At 69.6% G+C, this 19,444-nt stretch carries 15 protein-coding genes; 6 read left to right on the top strand and 9 right to left on the bottom strand.

Annotation, left to right across the window (positions count from 1 at the left end; all coding sequences use genetic code 11):
• Nucleotides 1–142 precede the first annotated feature (142 nt).
• From E3O57_RS01550 to E3O57_RS01520, 7 genes are all read right to left on the bottom strand, one after another.
• Nucleotides 143–970, bottom strand: a complete 828-nt coding sequence (locus E3O57_RS01550) for an ABC transporter permease subunit (protein WP_103430281.1) — start codon at nucleotides 968–970, stop codon at nucleotides 143–145.
• Nucleotides 967–1,929, bottom strand: coding sequence for an ABC transporter ATP-binding protein (locus E3O57_RS01545; protein ID WP_103459356.1), 963 nt, complete (start codon nucleotides 1,927–1,929; stop codon nucleotides 967–969). The genes E3O57_RS01550 and E3O57_RS01545 overlap by 4 nt, the downstream gene beginning before the upstream one ends.
• Nucleotides 1,930–2,082: 153 nt before the next feature.
• Nucleotides 2,083–4,191: an acyl-CoA dehydrogenase gene (locus tag E3O57_RS01540; protein WP_103479304.1), complete on the bottom strand. Its 2,109-nt coding sequence runs from the start codon at nucleotides 4,189–4,191 to the stop codon at nucleotides 2,083–2,085.
• 213 nt (nucleotides 4,192–4,404) lie between these two features.
• Nucleotides 4,405–6,444 (bottom strand): DNA helicase RecQ, encoded by a 2,040-nt coding sequence (gene recQ, locus E3O57_RS01535; protein ID WP_165787934.1) that lies wholly within the window; start codon nucleotides 6,442–6,444, stop codon nucleotides 4,405–4,407.
• Nucleotides 6,445–6,617: 173 nt separating this feature from the next.
• A complete protein-coding gene (locus tag E3O57_RS01530; protein WP_241990259.1) occupies nucleotides 6,618–7,265 on the bottom strand; it encodes a copper resistance CopC family protein in 648 nt (215 codons plus the stop codon).
• Nucleotides 7,266–7,273: 8 nt separating this feature from the next.
• Nucleotides 7,274–7,930, bottom strand: a complete 657-nt coding sequence (locus E3O57_RS01525) for a YcnI family protein (protein ID WP_103459358.1) — start codon at nucleotides 7,928–7,930, stop codon at nucleotides 7,274–7,276.
• Between the two features lie 174 nt (nucleotides 7,931–8,104).
• The gene (locus tag E3O57_RS01520) at nucleotides 8,105–8,728 is read right to left on the bottom strand and encodes a hypothetical protein (protein ID WP_103459359.1); all 624 of its coding nucleotides are present in this window, start codon (nucleotides 8,726–8,728) and stop codon (nucleotides 8,105–8,107) included.
• Between the two features lie 100 nt (nucleotides 8,729–8,828).
• Here E3O57_RS01520 and E3O57_RS01515 point away from each other — a divergent pair, with 100 nt between their 5' ends.
• Nucleotides 8,829–9,422 (top strand): extracellular solute-binding protein, encoded by a 594-nt coding sequence (locus tag E3O57_RS01515; protein WP_166804755.1) that lies wholly within the window; start codon nucleotides 8,829–8,831, stop codon nucleotides 9,420–9,422.
• Entirely contained in the window at nucleotides 9,370–10,068 is a 699-nt protein-coding gene (locus E3O57_RS19200) for a substrate-binding domain-containing protein (RefSeq protein ID WP_174776296.1), read from the top strand. Before E3O57_RS01515 ends, E3O57_RS19200 begins: the two co-directional genes overlap by 53 nt.
• Before the next feature lie 52 nt (nucleotides 10,069–10,120).
• On the opposite strand, the gene E3O57_RS01500 is transcribed toward E3O57_RS19200, so the two are convergent.
• On the bottom strand, nucleotides 10,121–12,205 hold the full coding sequence (locus E3O57_RS01500; RefSeq protein ID WP_134456552.1) for a DEAD/DEAH box helicase: 2,085 nt from the start codon (nucleotides 12,203–12,205) through the stop codon (nucleotides 10,121–10,123).
• 236 nt (nucleotides 12,206–12,441) lie between these two features.
• Nucleotides 12,442–13,203 carry an SDR family oxidoreductase gene (locus E3O57_RS01495; protein ID WP_103478547.1) on the bottom strand — a complete coding sequence of 254 codons (762 nt, stop codon included), beginning with the start codon at nucleotides 13,201–13,203 and terminating at the stop codon, nucleotides 12,442–12,444.
• A gap of 138 nt (nucleotides 13,204–13,341) precedes the next feature.
• Here E3O57_RS01495 and E3O57_RS01490 point away from each other — a divergent pair, with 138 nt between their 5' ends.
• The 4 genes from E3O57_RS01490 (at nucleotide 13,342) to E3O57_RS01475 (ending at nucleotide 19,443) form a co-directional block, all read left to right on the top strand.
• Nucleotides 13,342–14,448: an aromatic acid exporter family protein gene (locus tag E3O57_RS01490; RefSeq protein WP_103459363.1), complete on the top strand. Its 1,107-nt coding sequence runs from the start codon at nucleotides 13,342–13,344 to the stop codon at nucleotides 14,446–14,448.
• A gap of 133 nt (nucleotides 14,449–14,581) precedes the next feature.
• A complete protein-coding gene (locus E3O57_RS01485; RefSeq protein ID WP_103459364.1) occupies nucleotides 14,582–15,763 on the top strand; it encodes an alpha/beta hydrolase in 1,182 nt (393 codons plus the stop codon).
• An 82-nt stretch (nucleotides 15,764–15,845) separates the two neighbouring features.
• The gene (locus E3O57_RS01480) at nucleotides 15,846–17,525 is read left to right on the top strand and encodes an HNH endonuclease signature motif containing protein (protein ID WP_166804754.1); all 1,680 of its coding nucleotides are present in this window, start codon (nucleotides 15,846–15,848) and stop codon (nucleotides 17,523–17,525) included.
• Nucleotides 17,526–18,393: 868 nt separating this feature from the next.
• Nucleotides 18,394–19,443, top strand: coding sequence for a M23 family metallopeptidase (locus E3O57_RS01475; RefSeq protein ID WP_103478549.1), 1,050 nt, complete (start codon nucleotides 18,394–18,396; stop codon nucleotides 19,441–19,443).
• The last annotated feature ends 1 nt before the right edge of the window (nucleotide 19,444 follow it).

The raw sequence follows: 19,444 nt of genomic DNA, 5'->3' as shown, positions 1-19,444 counted from the left end.
CCACCGCGCCGCCGCCGCGGACGTCTCGCGGCCCGTGGTGCGCGCCGCGGCCCGCCGTACGTGCGGCGGCCCGTGTTAGATCACGGGCCGCCGCAGCTGGCACGGGCCGCCGCGGGTTGCACGGGCCACCGCGGGGAGGAGGTCAGGCGTCCCGGCGTTTGAGCAGCACCGCGGCGCCGGCCAGCGAGACGACCACCCAGCCCACCACGATGAGGATGTTCTGCCAGGTCTCAAAAGAGGCGCTGGTGAAGCCGTTCAGCCCGAAGCTGGCGAGGCCGGCGTTGGAGATCAGGTACGGGAGCAAGTCCGCCAGCCACTGGGCCGGAATCATCGACAGCACGATCGGCAGCAGCAGCAGGATGCCGAGGGAAGCGGCAATGCCGCCGGCGCTGCTGCGCAGCATGGCGCCGATGCCCAGGGCGAAGACGGCGACCAACGCAAGGTACAGCGCCCCACCGAGCAACGGGAGCAGCAGGTCGGAGTCAGCCAGGCTGGCAGTGACGCCCTTACCGGCGAGGAACATCGCGGCCACCAGGTAGGACCCGATGGTGCTGATCAGGCCGACCACGAAGGTGCAGACGAAGAGCACCACGGCCTTGGCCGCCAACACCGGCAGCCGCCGGGGAACGGCGGTGATGCTGGACCGGATCATGCCCGTGCTGTATTCGCCGCTGATCGCGAGCACTCCGAGAACCGCCACGACGAGTTGACCAAAGAAGACGCCGAAGGTGGCGGGCTGGGCGAGGAAGGTGGCCTGTTCGACGGCGGGGATCTCTCGGCCGGCGAGGTCGATGGAGGCCGACATGAGAGCGGCCAGGCCGAGCGAGATCACGATGACGGTGGCGTACGACCAGATGGTGGAGCGCACCGTGCGGAGCTTGATCCACTCCGAGCGCAGTTCACCACCGAAACTGAGGCCGGGTCCGGAAGGGACGAAGGCACGGACGGGGGCCGGGGCGATCGTGGTCATCGGACACTCTCCGTAAGGTCGGCGGCCGAGTATTCGGCGGCGGGGTCATCGGAGGTGCCGCCGGTGCGGTACTCCACGTCGTTCTGGGTGAGGGACATGTAGGCCTCCTCGAGCGACGCGCTGATCGGCGTCAGCTCGTGCAGGGCAATGCCGGCACGGGCCGCCTGGTTGCCGATGTCGGCGGCGGTGATGCCGACGATCTCGAGAAGGTCGGCCTCGGTGCGGGTGACGGTGATGTCGGCGCTCTGGAAGAGGGCGGCGAGCTCCGGCGCGTACGGGGTGCGTACCCGCACGACCTTGCGCGTGGCGGCGCCGATCAGTTCGGCCACCGGGGCATCCGCGATGACCTTGCCGCGGCCGAGCACGATGAGGTGGTCCGCGGTGACGGCCATCTCGCTCATCAGGTGGGAGGAGAGCAGGACTGTGCGGCCCTCGGCGGCGAGGTGGCGCACCAGATGGCGCACCCACTGCACGCCCTCGGGGTCGAGCCCGTTGACGGGTTCATCGAGGATCAACGTGGCCGGGTCGCCGAGCAGCGCCGCGGCGATGCCGAGGCGCTGGCCCATGCCGAGCGAGAAACCGCCGACGCGCTTGCGGGCGACGGAGTCGAGTCCGGTGAGTTCGATGACCTGCTTGACCCGGCTGGCCGGGATGGAGTGTGTCGCGGCCATGGCGAGCAGGTGGTTGTAGGCGCTGCGGCCGGTGTGGATGGCTTTGGCGTCGAGCAGCACCCCCACTTCGCGCAGGGGCGCCTTGTGCTCGCGGTACTGTTTGCCGTTGACGGTGACCGAGCCGTGGCTGGGCCGGTCCAGGCCCACGATCATACGCATGGTGGTGGACTTGCCTGCCCCGTTCGGGCCCAGGAACCCCGTCACCCGGCCGGGCTGCACCGTGAAGTCGACGGCGTCGACCGCGGTCTTGCTTCCGTAGCGTTTGGTCAGGGACTGTGCCTGAATCATCCGGTTCCTCTTCCCGTCGGCGGGGACGGAACGCATGCCGCGTCGACCCCACAGACGAGAGTATGACGCCGGACCCGGCGCCCGCATCCGTCGAGCGGATGGTTACGGAGCGCCGCCCCTCATCCTCTGGCCGGACCGGGCGGGGCCGGCGGGTCAGGGGCGGCGGACCGGTTTTTCGGGGACGGGAGCGGTGCCGGCGGCCCGCTGTGCTCGGTAGTAGGCGCGGGCCTCGACCTGGCGTTCGCGTTCGGCCCCGGTGGCGATCGATGCCCGCAGGTGTTCGGGGGCGTAACCGAACGCGTCGACGAGGTCGAGAGCGTGCGGCCGCAGCCTGGAAATGATGCGGTCGATGTACGCCGTGACCGCCAGCGCCCGTTTGCCGGAGAGCCGTCCGTTGATGAGGTACCAGGCCGCATGCTCTTCGATCAGGCGCAGGCCGAACAGGTCGCGCAGCCAGGTGAGCACCTGCCGGGTGCCCGCGTGGGTGGTCGTCTCGACAGCGCGGGTGAACGCCTCCCACTGGAGAAGCTCCGCATGGGCGCGGGCCGCCTCGATCAGCTCGTTCTGGTGAGAATTGAAGAGAGCGGCCGCCTCCTTCTTGGGCAGCTTGCTGGCGTTCCGCAACGACTGGGCGATGGCGGCGATCATGGTCTCAACCCTGTCGGTGAGCAGTGCTCGTTGGGTTCCGGTCTCCCGCAGGGCTCCGACGCTGCGCGCCGTGGAGCCGAAGTCGGCGACGGACTGGCCGAGTGTGCGCAGGCCGGTGCCATGGTAGGCGCGCCCCGCGGTCTGTTGCACCACGTACCTGGCCATCGCTCCGGCATCCGCGCCGGCGAACTTGCGGTTGTAGTCGGTGAGCAGACGCTTGGCCACCAGCTGCAGCAAAACGTTGTTGTCGCCTTCGAAGGTGGCGTAGACATCGAGGTCGGCGCGCAGCCCGACGAAGCGGTTCTCGGCGAGGAAACCGGCGCCGCCGCAGGCCTCCCTGGCCTCCTGCAGAGTGTCCAGGGCGTTCCACGTGGACAGCGGCTTGAGGGCCGCTGCGAGGGTTTCCAGGTCCTGCCTGTCGATATCCGTGGCCGCGGCGCCGCTGAACACCTGGTCGAACTTGACCAGGAACTCGTCGTGCGCGAAGGTCTGCGCATAGACGGTGGCCAGGCGCGGGATGAGGCGGCGCTGGTGGCGCTGGTAGTCGAGGATGACCTCTTCATCGGTGTCGCTACCGGCGGTGAACTGGCGGCGTTCGCTGCCGTAGCGGATGGCGATGGTGAGCGCCAGGGCGGAGGCCTGGGTGGCGGCGCCGTCGAGGGACACCCGGCCCTGCACGAGGGTGCCGAGCATGGTGAAGAAGCGCCGGCCGGGGCTGCCGATCGGGCTGGAGTAGCTGCCGTCGACGGCGACATCGCCGTACCGGTTGAGCAGGTTGGTGCGCGGGATGCGCACCTGGTCGAAGTGCAGCCGGCCGTTGTCGATACCGTTCAGGCCGCCCTTGAGGCCGTCGTCCTCGCCTCCGATGCCGGGCAAGAACGCCCCGGTGGCGTCGCGGAGGGGCACGTAGAAGGCGTGCACGCCGTGGTTGACGCCCAGGCTGATCAGTTGCGCGAAGACCACCGCGGCGGTGCCGTCGATGGCGGCGTTGCCGAGGTAGTCCTTCCAGGCCGCCCGGAACGGGGTGTGCACAACGAACTCGCCGGTGGCCACGTCGAAGGTGGCGGTGGTGCCGATGGCGGCGACATCCGACCCGTGGCCGGTCTCGGTCATCGCGAAGACGCCGGGCACTGCGAGGGACATGATGTCGGGCAGCCAGGTGTCGTGATGCACGGTGGTTCCCAGGTGCAGCACGGCGGCGCCGAACAGCCCCCACTGCACGCCGGCCTTGATCTGCAGGCTCGGGTCGGCCGTGACGAGCTCCTCGAATCCGGCGATGTTGCCGCCGTGGTCATCCGAACCGCCGAGCGAGCTCGGGAAGGCCCGGTGCACGTGGCCGTTGTCGGCGAGGATCTTGAGCTGACCGAGCACCCGCAGGCGGTGGTCCGCCATGGACTGCCCCTCGATGCGCTGCAGGTCAGGGCGGGCGGTGAGCTCGCGGGCCTTCAGCCGCACATCGGCCCAGGTGCCGAGCAGGGTGCGCGACAGGGCGGGCAGGTCGATGCGCGGGGCGAGCGGGTCGCCGGCGACCCGGACGGGCCCGGTGTCGGTGCGGGTGTCGGTGCCGACCGCGTCGGGCCGGGCGGGAGTGGGGCGCTGGGCAGTGTCAACCATCATTGGTCCTAACGTCGGCGCGGAAGTCGAGTGTTCGACCACGTTAGATCGGGGGCGCCGAGTGCGGAAATAGTGCGTGACGGGGCTACAAAGAAGGGCGCGGCGCGGCGCACTCAGACTGTAGCTCTTCTACAACAAGGGGGCGACTCAACCTACCAAGGCCCACAAAAGGGGCGGCGGATGAGCTCCGCCACCCCCGTCGATCCGGGTGGGTCAAGCGTTCGCTGCGACGACCTCGAGCAGGGCCTCGCCGTAAGACTCGAGCTTCTTCGCACCGACGCCGGTGATGCCGTCGAGGTCCGCCAGCGTGCGCGGTTTCGCCGCCGCGACGGCCACCAGGGTGGCGTCGCCGAAGACCACGTAGGCGGGAACGCCCTGCTGGCGTGAGGTGGTGCTGCGCCAGGCACGCAGGGCCTGGAACAGCGCCTCCTGCTCGGTGCTGAGCTCGGCGAGGCCGGCCTTGGCGGTGGCGGCGCGGGCAGCGGGGGTGCGCTTCACGGGCTTGTCGGGTTCGCTGCGCAGCTGCACGGGGCGGTTGCCGGCGAGCACCTCTGCGGCGGCCTCGGTGAGGATCAGGGTGCCGTATTCGCCGGAGGTGGCGATGAACCCCTGCGCGAGCAGCTGCCGCACGACTCCCCGCCACTGCTGGTCGGTGAGGTCGGCGCCGATGCCCCAGGTGGCCAGCTGGTCGTGGTTGTGCTGGGTGGTGCGCGGGGTGGTCTTGCCGCGCAGGATGTCGATGAGCTGGCCGGCGCCGAAGCGCTGGTTGCGTTCGCGCAGCAGGCGCACGATCGTGGAGAGCAGTTTCTGGGCGGGAACGGTGCCGTCCCAGGCCTCCGGCGGCGTGAGGCAGGTGTCGCAGTTGCCGCAGGGTTCACTGGCCTGGCCGAAGTAGCGCAGCAGGTTGACCCGCCGGCAGTGCACGGTCTCGCAGAGCGCGAGCATGGCGTCCAGGTGCGCGCTCATCTTGCGGCGGTGCGAGAGGTCCCCCGGCGACTCGTCGATCATGCGGCGCTGCTGCACGACGTCCTGCAGGCCGTAGGCGAGCCAGCCGGTGGATGGCAGGCCGTCGCGGCCGGCCCGGCCGGTTTCCTGGTAGTAGCCCTCGACGGACTTGGGCAGGTCGATGTGCGCGACGAAGCGCACATCCGGTTTGTCGATGCCCATGCCGAACGCGATGGTCGCCACGATGATGACGCCCTCTTCGCGGAGGAACCTGGACTGGGTGCGGGCGCGCAGGCCCTGGTCGAGGCCGGCATGGTACGGATAGGCGTTCAGGCCGTTGGCGCGCAGGAACTCGGCGGTCTGCTCGACGGTCTTGCGGCTGAGCGCGTAGACGATGCCGGCGTCGGTGGGGTGCTCGGTCTTGATGAAATTGAGCAGCTGCTTGCGCGGCTCGTTCTTGCCGACGATGCGGTACTGGATATTGGGCCGGTCGAAGCTGGCGACGAAGTGCTGCGCCTCGCCCATTTGCAGGCGCTCGGTGAGCTCCTTGTGGGTGGCGTCGGTGGCCGTGGCGGTGAGCGCGATGCGGGGCACGTCGGGCCAGCGGTCGGCGAGCTCGGACAGCGCGAGATAGTCCGGGCGAAAGTCGTGGCCCCACTGGGAGACACAGTGCGCCTCGTCGATGGCGAAAAGGGCGATGGTGCCGCGATCGAGGAACCGCTTGGTGGCCTCGTTGCTCAATCGCTCGGGGGCGACGTAGAGCAGGTCGAGGTTGCCGGCGAGGTAGTCACGTTCGACCTGGTTGCGGGCGGCGGAGTCCTGGCTGGAGTTGAGGAACGCGGCGCGCACGCCGACGAGGGTGAGCGCATCCACCTGGTCTTGCATGAGTGCGATCAGCGGGGAGATGACGATGCCGGTGCCCTCGCGCACGAGCGACGGGATCTGGTAGCAGAGGCTTTTGCCGCCACCGGTGGGCATCAGCACGACGGCATCGCCGCCACCGATGAGCTGGTCGATGATCTGGGCCTGCTCACCACGGAACGAGTCGTAGCCGAAGACCGTGTGCAGCGCCTCGGCGGCGGTGCTGAACTTGGCGGTGGCCCGCTTGGGCGGCGGCGGGGCAAGCAGCGTTGCGCCGCCGGCGGGCGGGCCGAAATCGACGGGACCGGAGCCGGCCGGGCCGGCGGCGGCGGACGCGGGCGTGGCGAAGCCACCCTGACCGTAGGGGTCTGGGGGCGGTGGGGCATCGAAGTCGTCCGGTGGCTCGAACTCGTCAGGATCCCACGGTATCTCGGCGTTCCAACTCACCCGCCAACTCTACCCGCGCCCACCGACGCCACCGGCCGGGGCGGCGGCATTGTGGATGGATGCCACGGCCCGCCCGCAGCTCTCGCGAAAGCGGTGGTGTGGTTGCTTCGGAGCACCCGAGGTGACCGTTCCACCGCTTTCGCGAAATTGCCCTCTGCGGGATGGGGTGATGGCTATTTCGGGGTGGGACGGCGCAGCAGCAGGAGGGTCACGCCGATCGCGGCGAGGATTGCCACGAGCGCTCCGCCGATCCAGAGCAGGTCGGTGACGTCGACCGCCGAGCCGGACTCCGAGACATCGGTGCCGGCCGCATCCGGGTCGGCCGGTCCGGTCTGGCCTGAACCAGCGGTGGCGCACTCGGGCGCGGTCGCGGAACCCTCGTTGAGCACCTGGGCCGCGTCGGGCTGCCAGGTGAAGCTGAAGGTGTCCGAGATCGGATGCCCATCGGTCGACACGACCTGCCAGGTCACCGTGTACTCCCCCGGCTGGCCGAGCTGCACCGCGGTCTCGAGTGTGGGCCCGGCGATCGTCGAACAGCCGTCGCCGTAGTATCTCGGCGCGTCGGCCGGGCCGGTGACCTGGATGACACTGCCCTCGCCCTGGCCCGAGAGGTCGAGCAGATTGTCGTTGGTGGTGATCGATACGGTCCCGGGCTGCTCGGTGACGATCGAACCCGCCGCCGGCGTCGAGCCGACCAGGTAGTTGTGCGCAAACGCCGGGGCGGCCGCTGCGCCGAGACTGGCGACGGCCAGCACGACCCCGGCCAGCGCCGACCGCTTCAGCATGCGGGCGTGCCGGCGGCTGTTTCGGATGGGTGCCATGGGGAGCTCTATGCTGCGTTCTTGCGGCGGGCGGCGACGGCGACCACGAGGCCGACAGCGCCGACGATGAGACCGCCGATGCCGAGCAACCGGGCCAGCACATCGTCGGTGGCGGTCGGCTCGGTCGCGGCGGCGTCATCCGCTGCGGCAGCGGCATTGTGACCGTGGCCGGACTCTGCGCCGGCCTCGGTGACGGTGAGCGACGGGGCCGGGTGGGCCGGTTCGGTCTCGCCCTCGACGACGGCCTCTGACCAGTCGGTCTCCCCGACCTCGCAAGACTGCAGCACGGGGAACGCCAGCGTGTCGCCGACGGCGGCGTCCTCGGGGATCTGCAGGCTGAGTACGAAGGTGGTGCGCAGGCCGTCGGCGAGCGGGGTGAGAGCCGTGTAGGAGACCTGGCCGTCGGTGAGTGGCGTGATGTCCCAGCCCGGGTTGATGGTGGGGGTGACGCTGGTGATGGTGTCGGGGATGTCGATGGTGATGCCGGTGGTGGCCGACCCGTCGCAGCCGTGGCCGAGCGAGAAGGTGAGCAAGCTGTAGGAGCCGGCGGCGGTCGACGACGGTTCGACATCGACGTGGGCGCTGGCGGCCAGCGGCGCAGACAGGGCGAGCAGGCCGGCTCCGAAAAGGGCGGTGGCGGCGAAGACGGGCGTGGAGAGCTTCATGATGGGTCCTTGGTTTTGTGGCCGGTCGACACGCGAGAGGTCGAATCGTGGCCGCAGCCCGCGCGGGGCCGACAGGCACGGCGAGGCTCGGTACGAAAATTCGACGGGGCGGCCGACGGATGGGTCGACATATATATAAGAGGTGCGAAGACTGAAGGTGGCCGAGCGTGACGCTCAGGCGAACAGGTGCACCGGCGGCCCGCGATGCCGCATCGGACTCAGCAGGACGAGAAGGTCGCGGGGCGGCAGAGCGGCCGAGGACGCCGAGATCGTCTGGGGGATGTTCGGGATCGGGGTGAGCACGAGGATCCGCACGAGGGCCTGCAGGGCCACCGTCGCGGTGCTGAACAGACCCCAGAAGGCCCGCTCGCCGAAGCGGAGCGCCAGGACGGTCACCACGGCGGCGAGGACGTGGGCCCCGGTCATCATCAGCCCGTGGTCGGCTCCGGACATGGTGCCGGCTTGCATCGATGATGGCACCAGCACGGCGACGCTGCCCGCGCTGTGGGCGTGCGCGGTTGACGCATCCGTGGTCACCAGGGCGCCGCCCGCGCTGCCGAAGGAGAACAGCCCGTGGAAGATGAGCTGACTCAGCAGCACCGCCGCGGTGAGTCGCCAGGTGGACAGGGTGCGGCCGGACAGGGCGATGGAGACGATCCCGGCGAAAGCCAGGGACACGACCACGGCCAACAGGCCGGGCACGCCTCCGCCACCCACGGTGTGCGACAACGCGGCAACAAACGTGGAGACGGCCGCGACGATCCACCCACGGGCGAAGCGCGCCCAGCGTGTGGTCATGATTCTCCCTTTGTCGCGGTTCCTCGAATCTATCAGGACCGCGCCGTTCAGCTGCCTCTCGGAGAACACGCGGCGCCGGTCGGGCAGAATGGGAACCGTGATGGCACCAAACAGGCACCCGGCATTTTCCCTCGGCACGTCGATCGCGGTGGCCGCCCTGCTCCTGTCGGGTTGCGCCGCCAACGAATCCGGTGACGAGACGAGCACTCTGGCCGGCACGCTGGACGGTGCCGGGTCGAGCGCGCAGGCCTCCGCCGAGGACGTTTGGGTGTCGCAGTTCCAACGGACCAACGCCAGCGTGACGATCAACTACGACCCGACGGGCTCGGGAGCGGGCCGGGAACAGTTCATCGGCGGAGGCGTCGACTTCGCCGGCTCCGACTCCGCCCTCAGCGACGAGGAACTGGCCGGGGAGTTCGCGGCCTGCGCGCCGGGGTCCGCCGCCATCGACCTGCCCGTCTACGTGTCACCGTTGGTGTTGGTCTACAACGTCGATGGCGTGGACAACCTGCGCCTGGATCCGGCGGCGATCGCGAACATTTTCTCCGGTGCGATCACGCGGTGGAACGACCCCGCCCTCGTCGACCTGAACCCCGACGCCACCCTGCCCGACGAACAGATCTCCGCGGTGCATCGCTCGGGTGCCGGAGATCTGGACGAGCGAGCCTGCCGACGCGTTTCCGTATTCCGGTGAGGGCGCCCAAGGCAACTCCGGCGTCGTGAGCGCCGTCGCCAACGGCAACAACACCATCGGCTACGCGGATGCGTCCAGGGTCGGTGACCTCTCTGTCGCGGCGTTGCAGGTGGGCGACGAGTTCGTCGATTACTCCACCGAGGCCGCTGCGGCCATCATCGATGCCTCGCCCCTGGTGGAGCGGGACAACCCCAACGACCTGGTGGTGGATGTCGACCGCACCTCCACGGCCCCCGGCGTGTACCCGCTGGTGCTCGTGAGCTACCTGATCGCCTGCGAAGACTATCCCGACGCCGACCAGGCCGAGCTCGTCGCGGCCTACCTGGCTTACGTGGCCAGCCCGGAGGGTCAGGCCGCCGCCGNCCCCCCCCCCCCCCCCCCCCCCCCCCCCCCCCCCCCCCCCCCCCCCCCCCCCCCCCCCCCCCCCCCCCCCCCCCCCCCCCCCCCCCCCCCCCCCCCCCCCCCCCCCCCCCCCCCCCCCCCCCCCCTGACCAGGCCGGGCGGATATCTGTGGAGCACCCGCGGATGCCCCACAGACATCCTGTGCTCGCGCGCGCTGTCACAAACCCGAATTGTGAGGGAGCACGCGAACGACAAAACCGTACCGCATCCCCGATCGTGCGCGACGGATTCGCGCGCCGGTTAACCGCCGGCAGGGCACCCGCCGAAACGGATGCCCTGCCGGTTGTGCGCTGGTGTTACAGGTTCGCCAGAGCGGTGATCGAGGCGTCGCCCGGCGTGGCCGAGGTGAAGCTGGAGTCGATCTCGGCCCGGTCGAGCAGGTCTTCCATGCGACGACGACGCTGCTTGGGGATCAGCGTGACGACGGTACCGGACTTTCCGGCGCGGCCGGTGCGGCCGGCGCGGTGCAGGTAGGTCTTGTACTCGTCGGGCATGTCGGCCTGGATGACCAGGTCGATGTCGTCGACGTGGATGCCGCGGGCGGCGACGTCCGTGGCGACGAGAACGTTGACGCGACCGCTGGTGAGCATCTGCAGGTTGCGGGTACGGCGGGCCTGGTTGAGGTCGCCGTGCAGGCTGGTGGCCTTGACGCCGGCGTCCTCGAGCTGGTCGGCGAGCTGCTCGGCGTAGGCGCGGGTGCGGCTGAAGATGAGCGTCTTGCCCTGGCGGTCGACAAGCTGGCCGATGATGGAGGCCTTGTCGCGGTGCTCGATGAGGAGCACCTTGTGGTCGATCGTGCTGGAGGCCTGGTCTTCACCGGCGACCTCGTGCACGGCTGGGTTGGTCAGGAATTCCTTGACCAGCGAGGCGACGCCCTTGTCGAGGGTGGCCGAGAACAGCAGACGCTGGCCGCCCTTCTTGGTGAGGCGCAGGATGCGCTGAACCGGCTCAAGGAAGCCCAGGTCGCACATGTAGTCGGCCTCGTCGAGGACCGTGATGACAACCTCGGACAGGTCGAGACGACCCTGCTCGACGAGGTCCTCGATGCGGCCGGCGGTGCCGATGATGATGTCCACGCCGCGCTGGAGGGCGCTGACCTGGCGGTACTGCGGAACGCCGCCGTAGATCTGGGTGGTGAAGAGGCCGACGCTGCGCGCGATGGGCTGCACGGTGCGGTCGATCTGCAGGGCCAGCTCGCGGGTGGGGGCCAGGATCAGCGCGCGGGGCTTGCGGGCCATCTTGCGGTCCTTGGCGCCGTTGTTCTCCATGAGCTTCTCGATCATGGGAGCGGCGAACGCGATGGTCTTGCCGGAGCCGGTCTTGCCGCGGCCGAGCACGTCGCGGCCGGCGAGCACATCGGGGATGGTCGCGGCCTGGATCGGGAACGGGGACGGAGCGCCGAGGAGAGCGAGCTCGCGCACGATGTTGCCACCGAGCCCGAGGTCGCCGAACGTCACGCCGACAACATCTTCTGCGGTCGTGGCGATGGCCTCGAGGCGCTCGAGCACCACGTCGTCGCCGGCGGCGAACTTGGGCTTGGAGTCGCGGTCGGGGTAGAAGTTGCTGGAGTGGCCGCCGTCGTTGGAACGGTCGTTGCGGGCCGCGCGGTCATTGCTGTACGCGGGACGTTCGCCACGGGCCGGACGGTCGTTGCTGTACGACGGGCGGTCGGTGCGGGCGGGGCGATCGCCGTAGGACGGACGCTCCGTGCGGGCCGGACGGTCGCTGTTGTAGGACGGACGCTCGGTGCGGGCCGGACGGTCGCTGTTGCGGTCGTTGTAGGCGGGGCGATCGGTGCGCGGGGCACGGTCACCGTACGACGGACGGTCGTTGTTGTACGACGGACGGTCGGTGCGCGGGGCACGGTCGCCGTAGGACGGACGCTCGGTGCGAGCCGGACGGTCGTTGTTGTACGACGGGCGATCGGTGCGCGGGGCACGGTCGCCGTACGACGGACGGTCGTTGTTGTACGAGGGACGGTCAGTGCGCGGGGCACGGTCGCCGTAGGAGGGACGGTCGCCGCGAGCGGGACGGTCGTTGTTGTAGGAGGGACGGTCGCCGCGAGCGGGACGGTCGTTGTTGTACGAGGGACGGTCGGTGCGCGGGGCACGCTCGTTGGAGGCCGGACGCTCGGTGCGGGCACCGTAGGCGGGACGGTCACCGTAGGCGGGACGGTCGGAGGAGGAGCGCTCACCGGAGCGCGCTGCGCGCTCGTCGGCGTTCCAGCGCTGCTTCTTGGGAGCGCCCTCGTCTGCGCGGTAGCCGCGGTGTCCGGGGCTCTTACTGCCGCCCTTGGGTGCGCCCTTGGGGCCGCCCTTGGAGTGGCTCGGGTCGAAGTTCTTGGCTGCGCGGCCGACGGCCGGCTTCTTGCTAGAAGGCATAGAAGTATTTCTGGGTTGTGTTGAGTACATGGCAGTAGTGCGTCGCACGGCGACGCAACCTGAGAACCCGGGCAGTCTATGGCCGGGGCCGTTCACATACAGTGATTTTTCACCAGCGGATTACTGGGAAACCGGCCCATCCTGACTTACAAACCCATCCGCGCACACAATGAAACACGCGGTGTCAAGAGCCGACTTGTCTACGTTACCTTATCGAGTCCCAAAAGTCACGGTTGCTAGCCGGCCGACTTTGGGTGCGCGATGCCGTCGAGCCACTGTGCGAAGGACTGGGCACCGCGTTCGGTGTTGGGGGCCGGCAACAGGGTGCCGTCTCGCATCGCGGTGCCCATTCGGCCTGGGAGCTTGAATTGCACGATGCGGGTATGAGTGCGCGTGACTCGGGCGTAGTCGCGCACCATGTCGACAAGGCGTTCCTCCCGTGGGCCGCCGAGATCGGGCACCTGCCCGCGCGGCGGGCCCACCGCAAGCTCGACGAGCCGCTGGGCAACCTCCCGCGCCGCCACGGGCTGCGTTCGCATGACGGGCACCAGGGTGAGGATGCCGCGCGAGCCTCGCCCGAGGGTCTGGGCCGCGAACTCGTGGAACTGCGTGGCCCTGAGCATGGTCCACGGCACGGCGCCGCGTTTCACCGTCTCCTCCTGGACGACCTTGCCCGCGTAGTACCCGGCGGAGACCGTGTCGGCATTCACGATCGAGAGGGTGACGTGGTGCCGCACCCCGGCGGCGGCCTCTGCCCTGAGCAGAGTGGCCGTGGCCGTGCCGAAGAAGCGGGTGGACGCTTTAGCGGACAACGTGGAGGTGTTGACCACATCGATGACCCCGTCAACACCGTCGAGCGCCGAGGAGAGCCCGTCTCCGGTCACGAGGTCGAGTCCGGTCGACCGGGCGAGGACGACAGGCTGGTGCCCAAGACGGCTGACCAGGTCGGTGACGTGACGCCCGACGGTGCCGGTTCCTCCCGCTATCGCAATCTTCACGACGCCTCCTTTTCGAGCTCTCCCCGCGGGGACAGGCCCAGGTGATGCCGCGATTCTATGCCGATGGCGCCGAAACCTCTGGGCCTGCGGGGCCCGCCGCGATTGGGCGGGAGGCCGGGGATCGTGCAGACTCGTTCGATGCGCACTCCCGATCTCTCCCCGCGTGCCACCGGTGGCCTGGTGAAGACCGCTGTGGCACATCCCCGCCTTCTGCAGGCCGTGAAGACGGCCGTTGCGGTGGCGATCGCCTGGAAGCTCGCCCCCCTGATGCCCGGCGTCGCCAACGATTACCCCTACTACGCGCCGCTCGGCGTCATCGTGGCCAGCTTCCCGACCCTGATGGGGTCGATCAAGAACGCCATGCAGACCCTTGCCGGGCTGGTGATCGGCATTGCTCTGGCGGCCGCGGTGATCATCTTCAGCGAACCCAGCGTGCTGACGGTGTCGCTCGTGGTGGGGATCGGCATGCTGTTCGGCGGCATCCGCCAGCTGGGCGCCGGACGGGAGTACGTGCCGATCGCGGGACTGTTCGTGCTGATCGTCGGCGGTCCGAACGCCGACGGCTATTCGATCGGATACGTCTCGCAGATGACCCTGGGCATCGTTGTCGGGCTGGCGGTGAACCTCCTCGTCGCACCCCCGCTGCGGGTGACTGCCGCGGTGAAGGAATTGTCCAGGTTGCGGAGTGCGCTCGGATTGCACCTGGGTTCGGTTGCCGACGCGCTCGAGGCGAGCTGGCCGCCCGAGGAGGGCGAATGGTCCAAGCAGGGCGCCACGTTGGCGAGCACCAGCACCGCCGTGCGTCGCGCGTTGGCGGAGGCCGACGAGAGCCGCCGGATCAACCCGCGGGCGCGCATCCGGCCGCACGATCTCAGCACCGACTATGACGACCTGGCGGCGCTCGAGAACGCGACCTTCTATGTGCGCGACCTCACCGACGTGCTCGCTGGGGCGGCCTGGGGTACACCGGTGCCCGTGGAACTGCCGGCGGCGCTGCGACCGGCGCTGAGTGCGGCGGTGCGGGCGACGGCCACCCTGGTCAATGAATGGGACACCGGGGAACCGAGTCTCGACACCCTGCGGGCGGCCGAGGATGCCGCAGCCGCCATGACCCAGGCGATCCATGAGCACCGTGACCTGGGTGCGGAAGCCATCGTCGCGGCCAGCGCGGCGGCCCTCGACGTCACCCGGATGCTCGCCGCTCTGAGCCCGGGGATTACCCGCGACGTCCCCGCGAAGGCCTGACGCCCCGCTGAGGCCGCCGTCGGGCCGCTCTGCGACGCGCCCGGCCGGCGTTTTGACGCCCGCCGATTAGCGGGCCGGGCCCGACCGATCTATTCTCGAAAGCACCCGCACCCAGCACATTTCAGGAGCATCCGTGAGTAACGGTCGCCGCATCATCGGACTCGGCTCCCGACGCTTTCTCGTTCTCTTCGTCGCCTATGCCGGCGGCATGGCCGTCGTGGCCACCGCCTTGCTCGGCGGCCTGCATTGGAACCTGCGCCCGGTGGCGCCCGCACAGGCCGGCGGAACCGCGAGCGAGGTCGACACCACGGCGATCGTGGGCATCCGCACCTTCACCGCGCCCGGGGACGCCGTGATCGATGAGGACGTCGTCTACGCCACCCAGCCTGACGGCACCCAGCTCACCCTCGACGTCTGCTCGCCGCCGGAAGCGGATGCCGGGTCAACCGCTGACGTGGACGGCGGCACCGGGGACGCGGCGGCCGGCCAAACGGCCGCGCCCGATCCGTCCGCTGAGCCCGAGCCGACGGCGGCTCCCGCCGACGACGCATCCGCGGATCCGGCCACCGCTGGCGCGATGGAACCGGGCACGGACACCGAGACGCCCTCTCAAGCCACCCTCCGGCCGGCGGTGCTCTCCATCCACGGCGGCAGCTGGGCTCGCGGCGACAAAGGCAACAGCGACTGGCGCAATGTCTGCGAATGGCTCGCCTCCGAGGGGTTCGTGGCGTACTCGGTGAACTACAGGCTGGTGCCGGCGGTGAGTTTTCCGGCTGCCATTGAAGACCTGGGCCGCGCCGTCGAGTGGATGCGCGCCAATGCCGAGCGCTACGGCGTCGACCCCGACCGAATCGGTGCCTTCGGCGGCTCGGCGGGCGGCAACCTGGCCACGCTGCTCGGTGCCCGCGGCAGTGGATCGCTCACCGACGGCAGCCGGGTCGCGGCAGTTGCCGAGCTCTCCGGGCCCGTCGACCTGAGCTACGACGGCATCGTGGTGGCCGGCGGCTCCTCTGGGCTTGAGCAGATCGTGCTCGACTACCTGGACTGCGAATCGCTGCTGGACTGTCGGGCGGCCCGGGACGCGTCGGCCGTCAGGTCGCTGGATCGCACCGACCCGCCCGTCTTCGTCGGGGCGTCCACTGACGAGTTCATTCCGCTGAGCCAGTCCACCGGCTTCGCCGCGGAGCTCAACGCCCTCGGCATCGTCAACCAGCTCGTCACCGTGCCGGGCAGCCTGCACTCCATCGGCATCCTCGATGCGGCGATGCGCGGTGCGGTGTCGGCCTTTTTGCACGAGCACCTCGACACGGACTGAGCCCGGCGCACGGCTCGAAAAGAGTTATCCACAACTCGAGGTTTTATCACACACGGGTTCGATGTCGGGATACTCTGCTTGCGTGTCCACCATCGAAGATGTATTCACCCCTGGTCCCGGCGCTCCGCCCGGACCGGTGGCCGGTGCTGTGGTCGGTGCTGTGGTCGGTGCTGTGGCCGGTGCTGACGGGTCGGCGGATGCGCTGGCGGTGGCGGTCGAGGCCGTGTCGGGGTTGGGCTGCTGCAGCGCCGATTACGACGCCCTGTCGGATACGCAGGTTCTGACCGGTCAACGTGATCTGGCCCGGTTGCGCAACCTGGTCGAGACCCGGGCGGTGTGGCTGGCGAAGACTCTCGCGTACCGGTCCCGGCCGGAGCTGGGCCAGCAGGGTCTGGCCGCTCAGCAAGGCTTCCTGTCGCCCGACGCGTTGATTCAGAAGGTGACCGGGGCGACGAAGACCGATGCGCGCAAGCTGGTCGACGTGGGCCGGATGCTCGCGCGCACCGAAGCCGCCGAGGCCGAAGCCGTAGCAGCGGCCGAGGAGGAAGCCGCCCGCCGGCTCGTCGATGGGACCGACGAGGGCGGCGAGCCTGGCGAACCCGCCGAGACTGACGAACCCGAGGCGGCCTTCGCCGGTGGCGAGCCGGTCCTGCTGCCCTGGTACACGCCCATCTCGCACGCCATCGCCGACGGCACCCTGTCGGTGGCCGCGGCACACGCGATCCGCACCGGGCTGGGCGACGTCGACACCGTCGTCACCGGGCCAGCCCTCACCGACGCCGTGCACACCCTGCTCGGTCAAGCGCGCACGATGACCGTGGACCACCTCCTCAAACGCTCCCGCCGGATGCGCGACAGCCTCGACGAGGCCGGCATCGCGGTCCGAGAACAAAAAGCCTGGGACGACCGCTACCTGCGAGTCTGGAAACTACCCACCGGGCAGGTCTGCATCAACGGGTTGTTCCCGCCCGAGCAGGGCGAATTCATCGTCTCCACCTTCGACAGCCTCACCAGCCCCCGCCGCGGCGGAGTGCACTTCGTCGACCCGGCCCGCGCCGAATGGGCCCAATCCGTGCGCGATGACCCCCGCAGCACCGACCAACTCACCGCTGACAACTTCCTCGACCTGCTCACAGCCGGCACCAAGGCCAACCCCCACCGCATGCTCGGCGGCCGCAAACCCGCCGTCCGCATCCTCACAACCCTCAGCCCCACCCCCACACCGCCGCCCGGGAAACAGGTGCACCTGCAGGACCCGGCCGACATCCTCGCCCCACTACCGGACGGCACCGGACACGGCTACCTCGAAGGCAACCCCGCACCCGTGTCCCAGCAAACCATCGACCGACTCATCTGCGACTCCGGCACCATCGACATCACCTTCGACCCCACCGGCCAACCCCTCGACGTCGGCCGCGAAGAACGCCTCTTCACCCCCGCACAACGCATCGCCCTAGCCGCCCGAGACGGCGGCTGCCGATGGGGCGACTGCGACAAACCACCCACCCTCACCGAAGCCCACCACATCCAACACTGGGCCCGTGACCACGGCAGCACCGACCTCCGGCTCGGCATCCTGCTCTGCAACCCCCACCACCGACTACTACACAACCAAGGCTGGCAAATCCTCGAACACCAGGACCAATACTGGCTACGACCACCGGCAACCATCGACCCCGGCCAAACACTCATCGAAATGCCCAGCAAGAACCCAGCCACGCAGGAGCAACATCGGAAACAGGAGCCGACCGACAGGACCTGACCGGACGGCGGGTCACGACACCGCAAATACCAGTAGCGCCAGTTGAACCCGTAGGACCTCGCAGTGCGAGTAGGACCAGTAGGACCCGCAGTCCCAGTAGGGCCAGTGAGGCCAGTTCTGTCATCCGACTCCAGCTCGATCTGGAGCGCTGGAACGGCCGATTCATCGGTACGGCCGGACGCGTAGCGGCCGCCAGGGCGCGGTGCGATACTGGCGCCACTGCCGGTTGACCGGCCAACTTTCTACCGCTCGGGATTGCGATTCGGACATGGCCCTGACGTCGCGTGGCTGCGCTGCACACCGAGTCCTGCGCGCACGCCGACTGCGAACGACCGCCATTGCGGGTCTGCTCGTGCTGGGTTCCACGGTCCTCACGGCGGGCGCGCCGACAAGCATGGACGCCGCGTCAACCCTCGCCGCTGCCACGGGCACGACTACCGGCACGCGCCAGCCAAGCGACAATCCGACACCCACACCCACACCCACACCCACACCCACACCCACGGACACCCCACCGCCCACCCCGACCCCGACTCCGCAACCGACGGAGTCACCGATCGACGAACCTTCGGAGCCGGGCGTGTCCCCGGAGCCGTCCGGGCCGCCGCTCAGCCCCAGCCCGACCAGTCCGCCAACGCCGGGTGACCCGACGAGCCCGGAGCCGACGCCCACCCCGGAGCCGACGGCGGAGCCTACGCCGACCCCGCAGCCAACCCCCCAACCCACGGATCCGCCCACCGACTCCACGCCCCCGACGTCTCCACTCACGCCCCCCACGAGCCCAGAAAACATCCCCTCGACATCAACAAGGCCGTCGTCTCCGGCCCCACGCTCGCCCGGCCGCGCGACGAGGCCGCTGAGCACCGCGGTGGCGGCTCCCTCGCTCGATGCCGCCCGCGCAGCATCCGCTCTCGCGGCCGCGGAGGGCGCCCGCGCCAACGCCCAGTCGGCCTACGACGCCGCCAGACTCGATCTCGCGGCGACGATGGCCGATAAGACCGCCGCCCTCACCAGGCTCGAGGAGGTTCGCGTGTTGGCCGACGCGGCCGCACTTCGCGCAGAGGTATCGACGCGCACGATGGCCAACCTGGTGCGAACGATGGTGCAAGAGGGCTCCGGCACGGCAGCACTGGACGCCTTGCTCAGCGATCGGGGCTCGGCGGACCTGCTCTCCCGGCTGGGAACCGTCGACCGGATCTCGATGCTGGCGGGCAATATGAGCGAGATCCGAGCCCTTGTCGACAGGGACAGCCAACGTGCGGCCACCCTGCAGGCCGACCTCGCCACCGCGCAGACGGCGGCGCTGGCTTTTACCGTCACCGAGCAGCAGGACGCCCTCGCGACCGCGGAGGTGTCGCTGAGCCAGGCCACCGCGGCCTTCGCAACCGCCAGCACGAACGCCGAGGCGGCGCTGGCCGATTCCGTCCAGGCCTCTGCGGACCGCGCTACTCAGGCGGTCAGCCAGCTGGCCGGCACCCTCGGTGCCCGGCTGAGTGACCAGGGTTGGGCCACTCCTGCTGTGGGAAGCCTTACCGACGGATTCGGCCCCCGACCTGAGCTGCCGTTACCCGGCGTTCTGCCGTTCCACTCGGGTGCCGACCTCGCCACCGCGTGCGGCTCCCCGGTGTACGCCGCCAGCAACGGTGTCGTCGCCCAGACGGGCCGATTCGGGACCTACGGCAACTGGGTGCTGATCGACCACGGCGACGGGGTGACCACCGGTTATGCCCACATCGCAGACGACGCCACCCTCGTGGCTGCCGGCCAGAGGGTCACGGCCGGTCAGGTGATCGCCGGAGTGGGCAGCACCGGCTCCTCCACCGGCTGCCACCTGCACCTCGAGGTGCGCGTCGACGCCATAGCTCTCGACCCACTCCCCTTCTTCACCGACCGCGGGATCGGACTCGGGATCGGCTAGA

It is taken from the genome of Cryobacterium sp. TMN-39-2 (assembly GCF_004402745.1).
Lineage (GTDB): Bacteria > Actinomycetota > Actinomycetes > Actinomycetales > Microbacteriaceae > Cryobacterium > Cryobacterium zongtaii.
The sequence above is the reverse complement of the archived record's forward strand: the minus strand, read 5'-3'. Positions and strand labels throughout refer to the sequence as shown.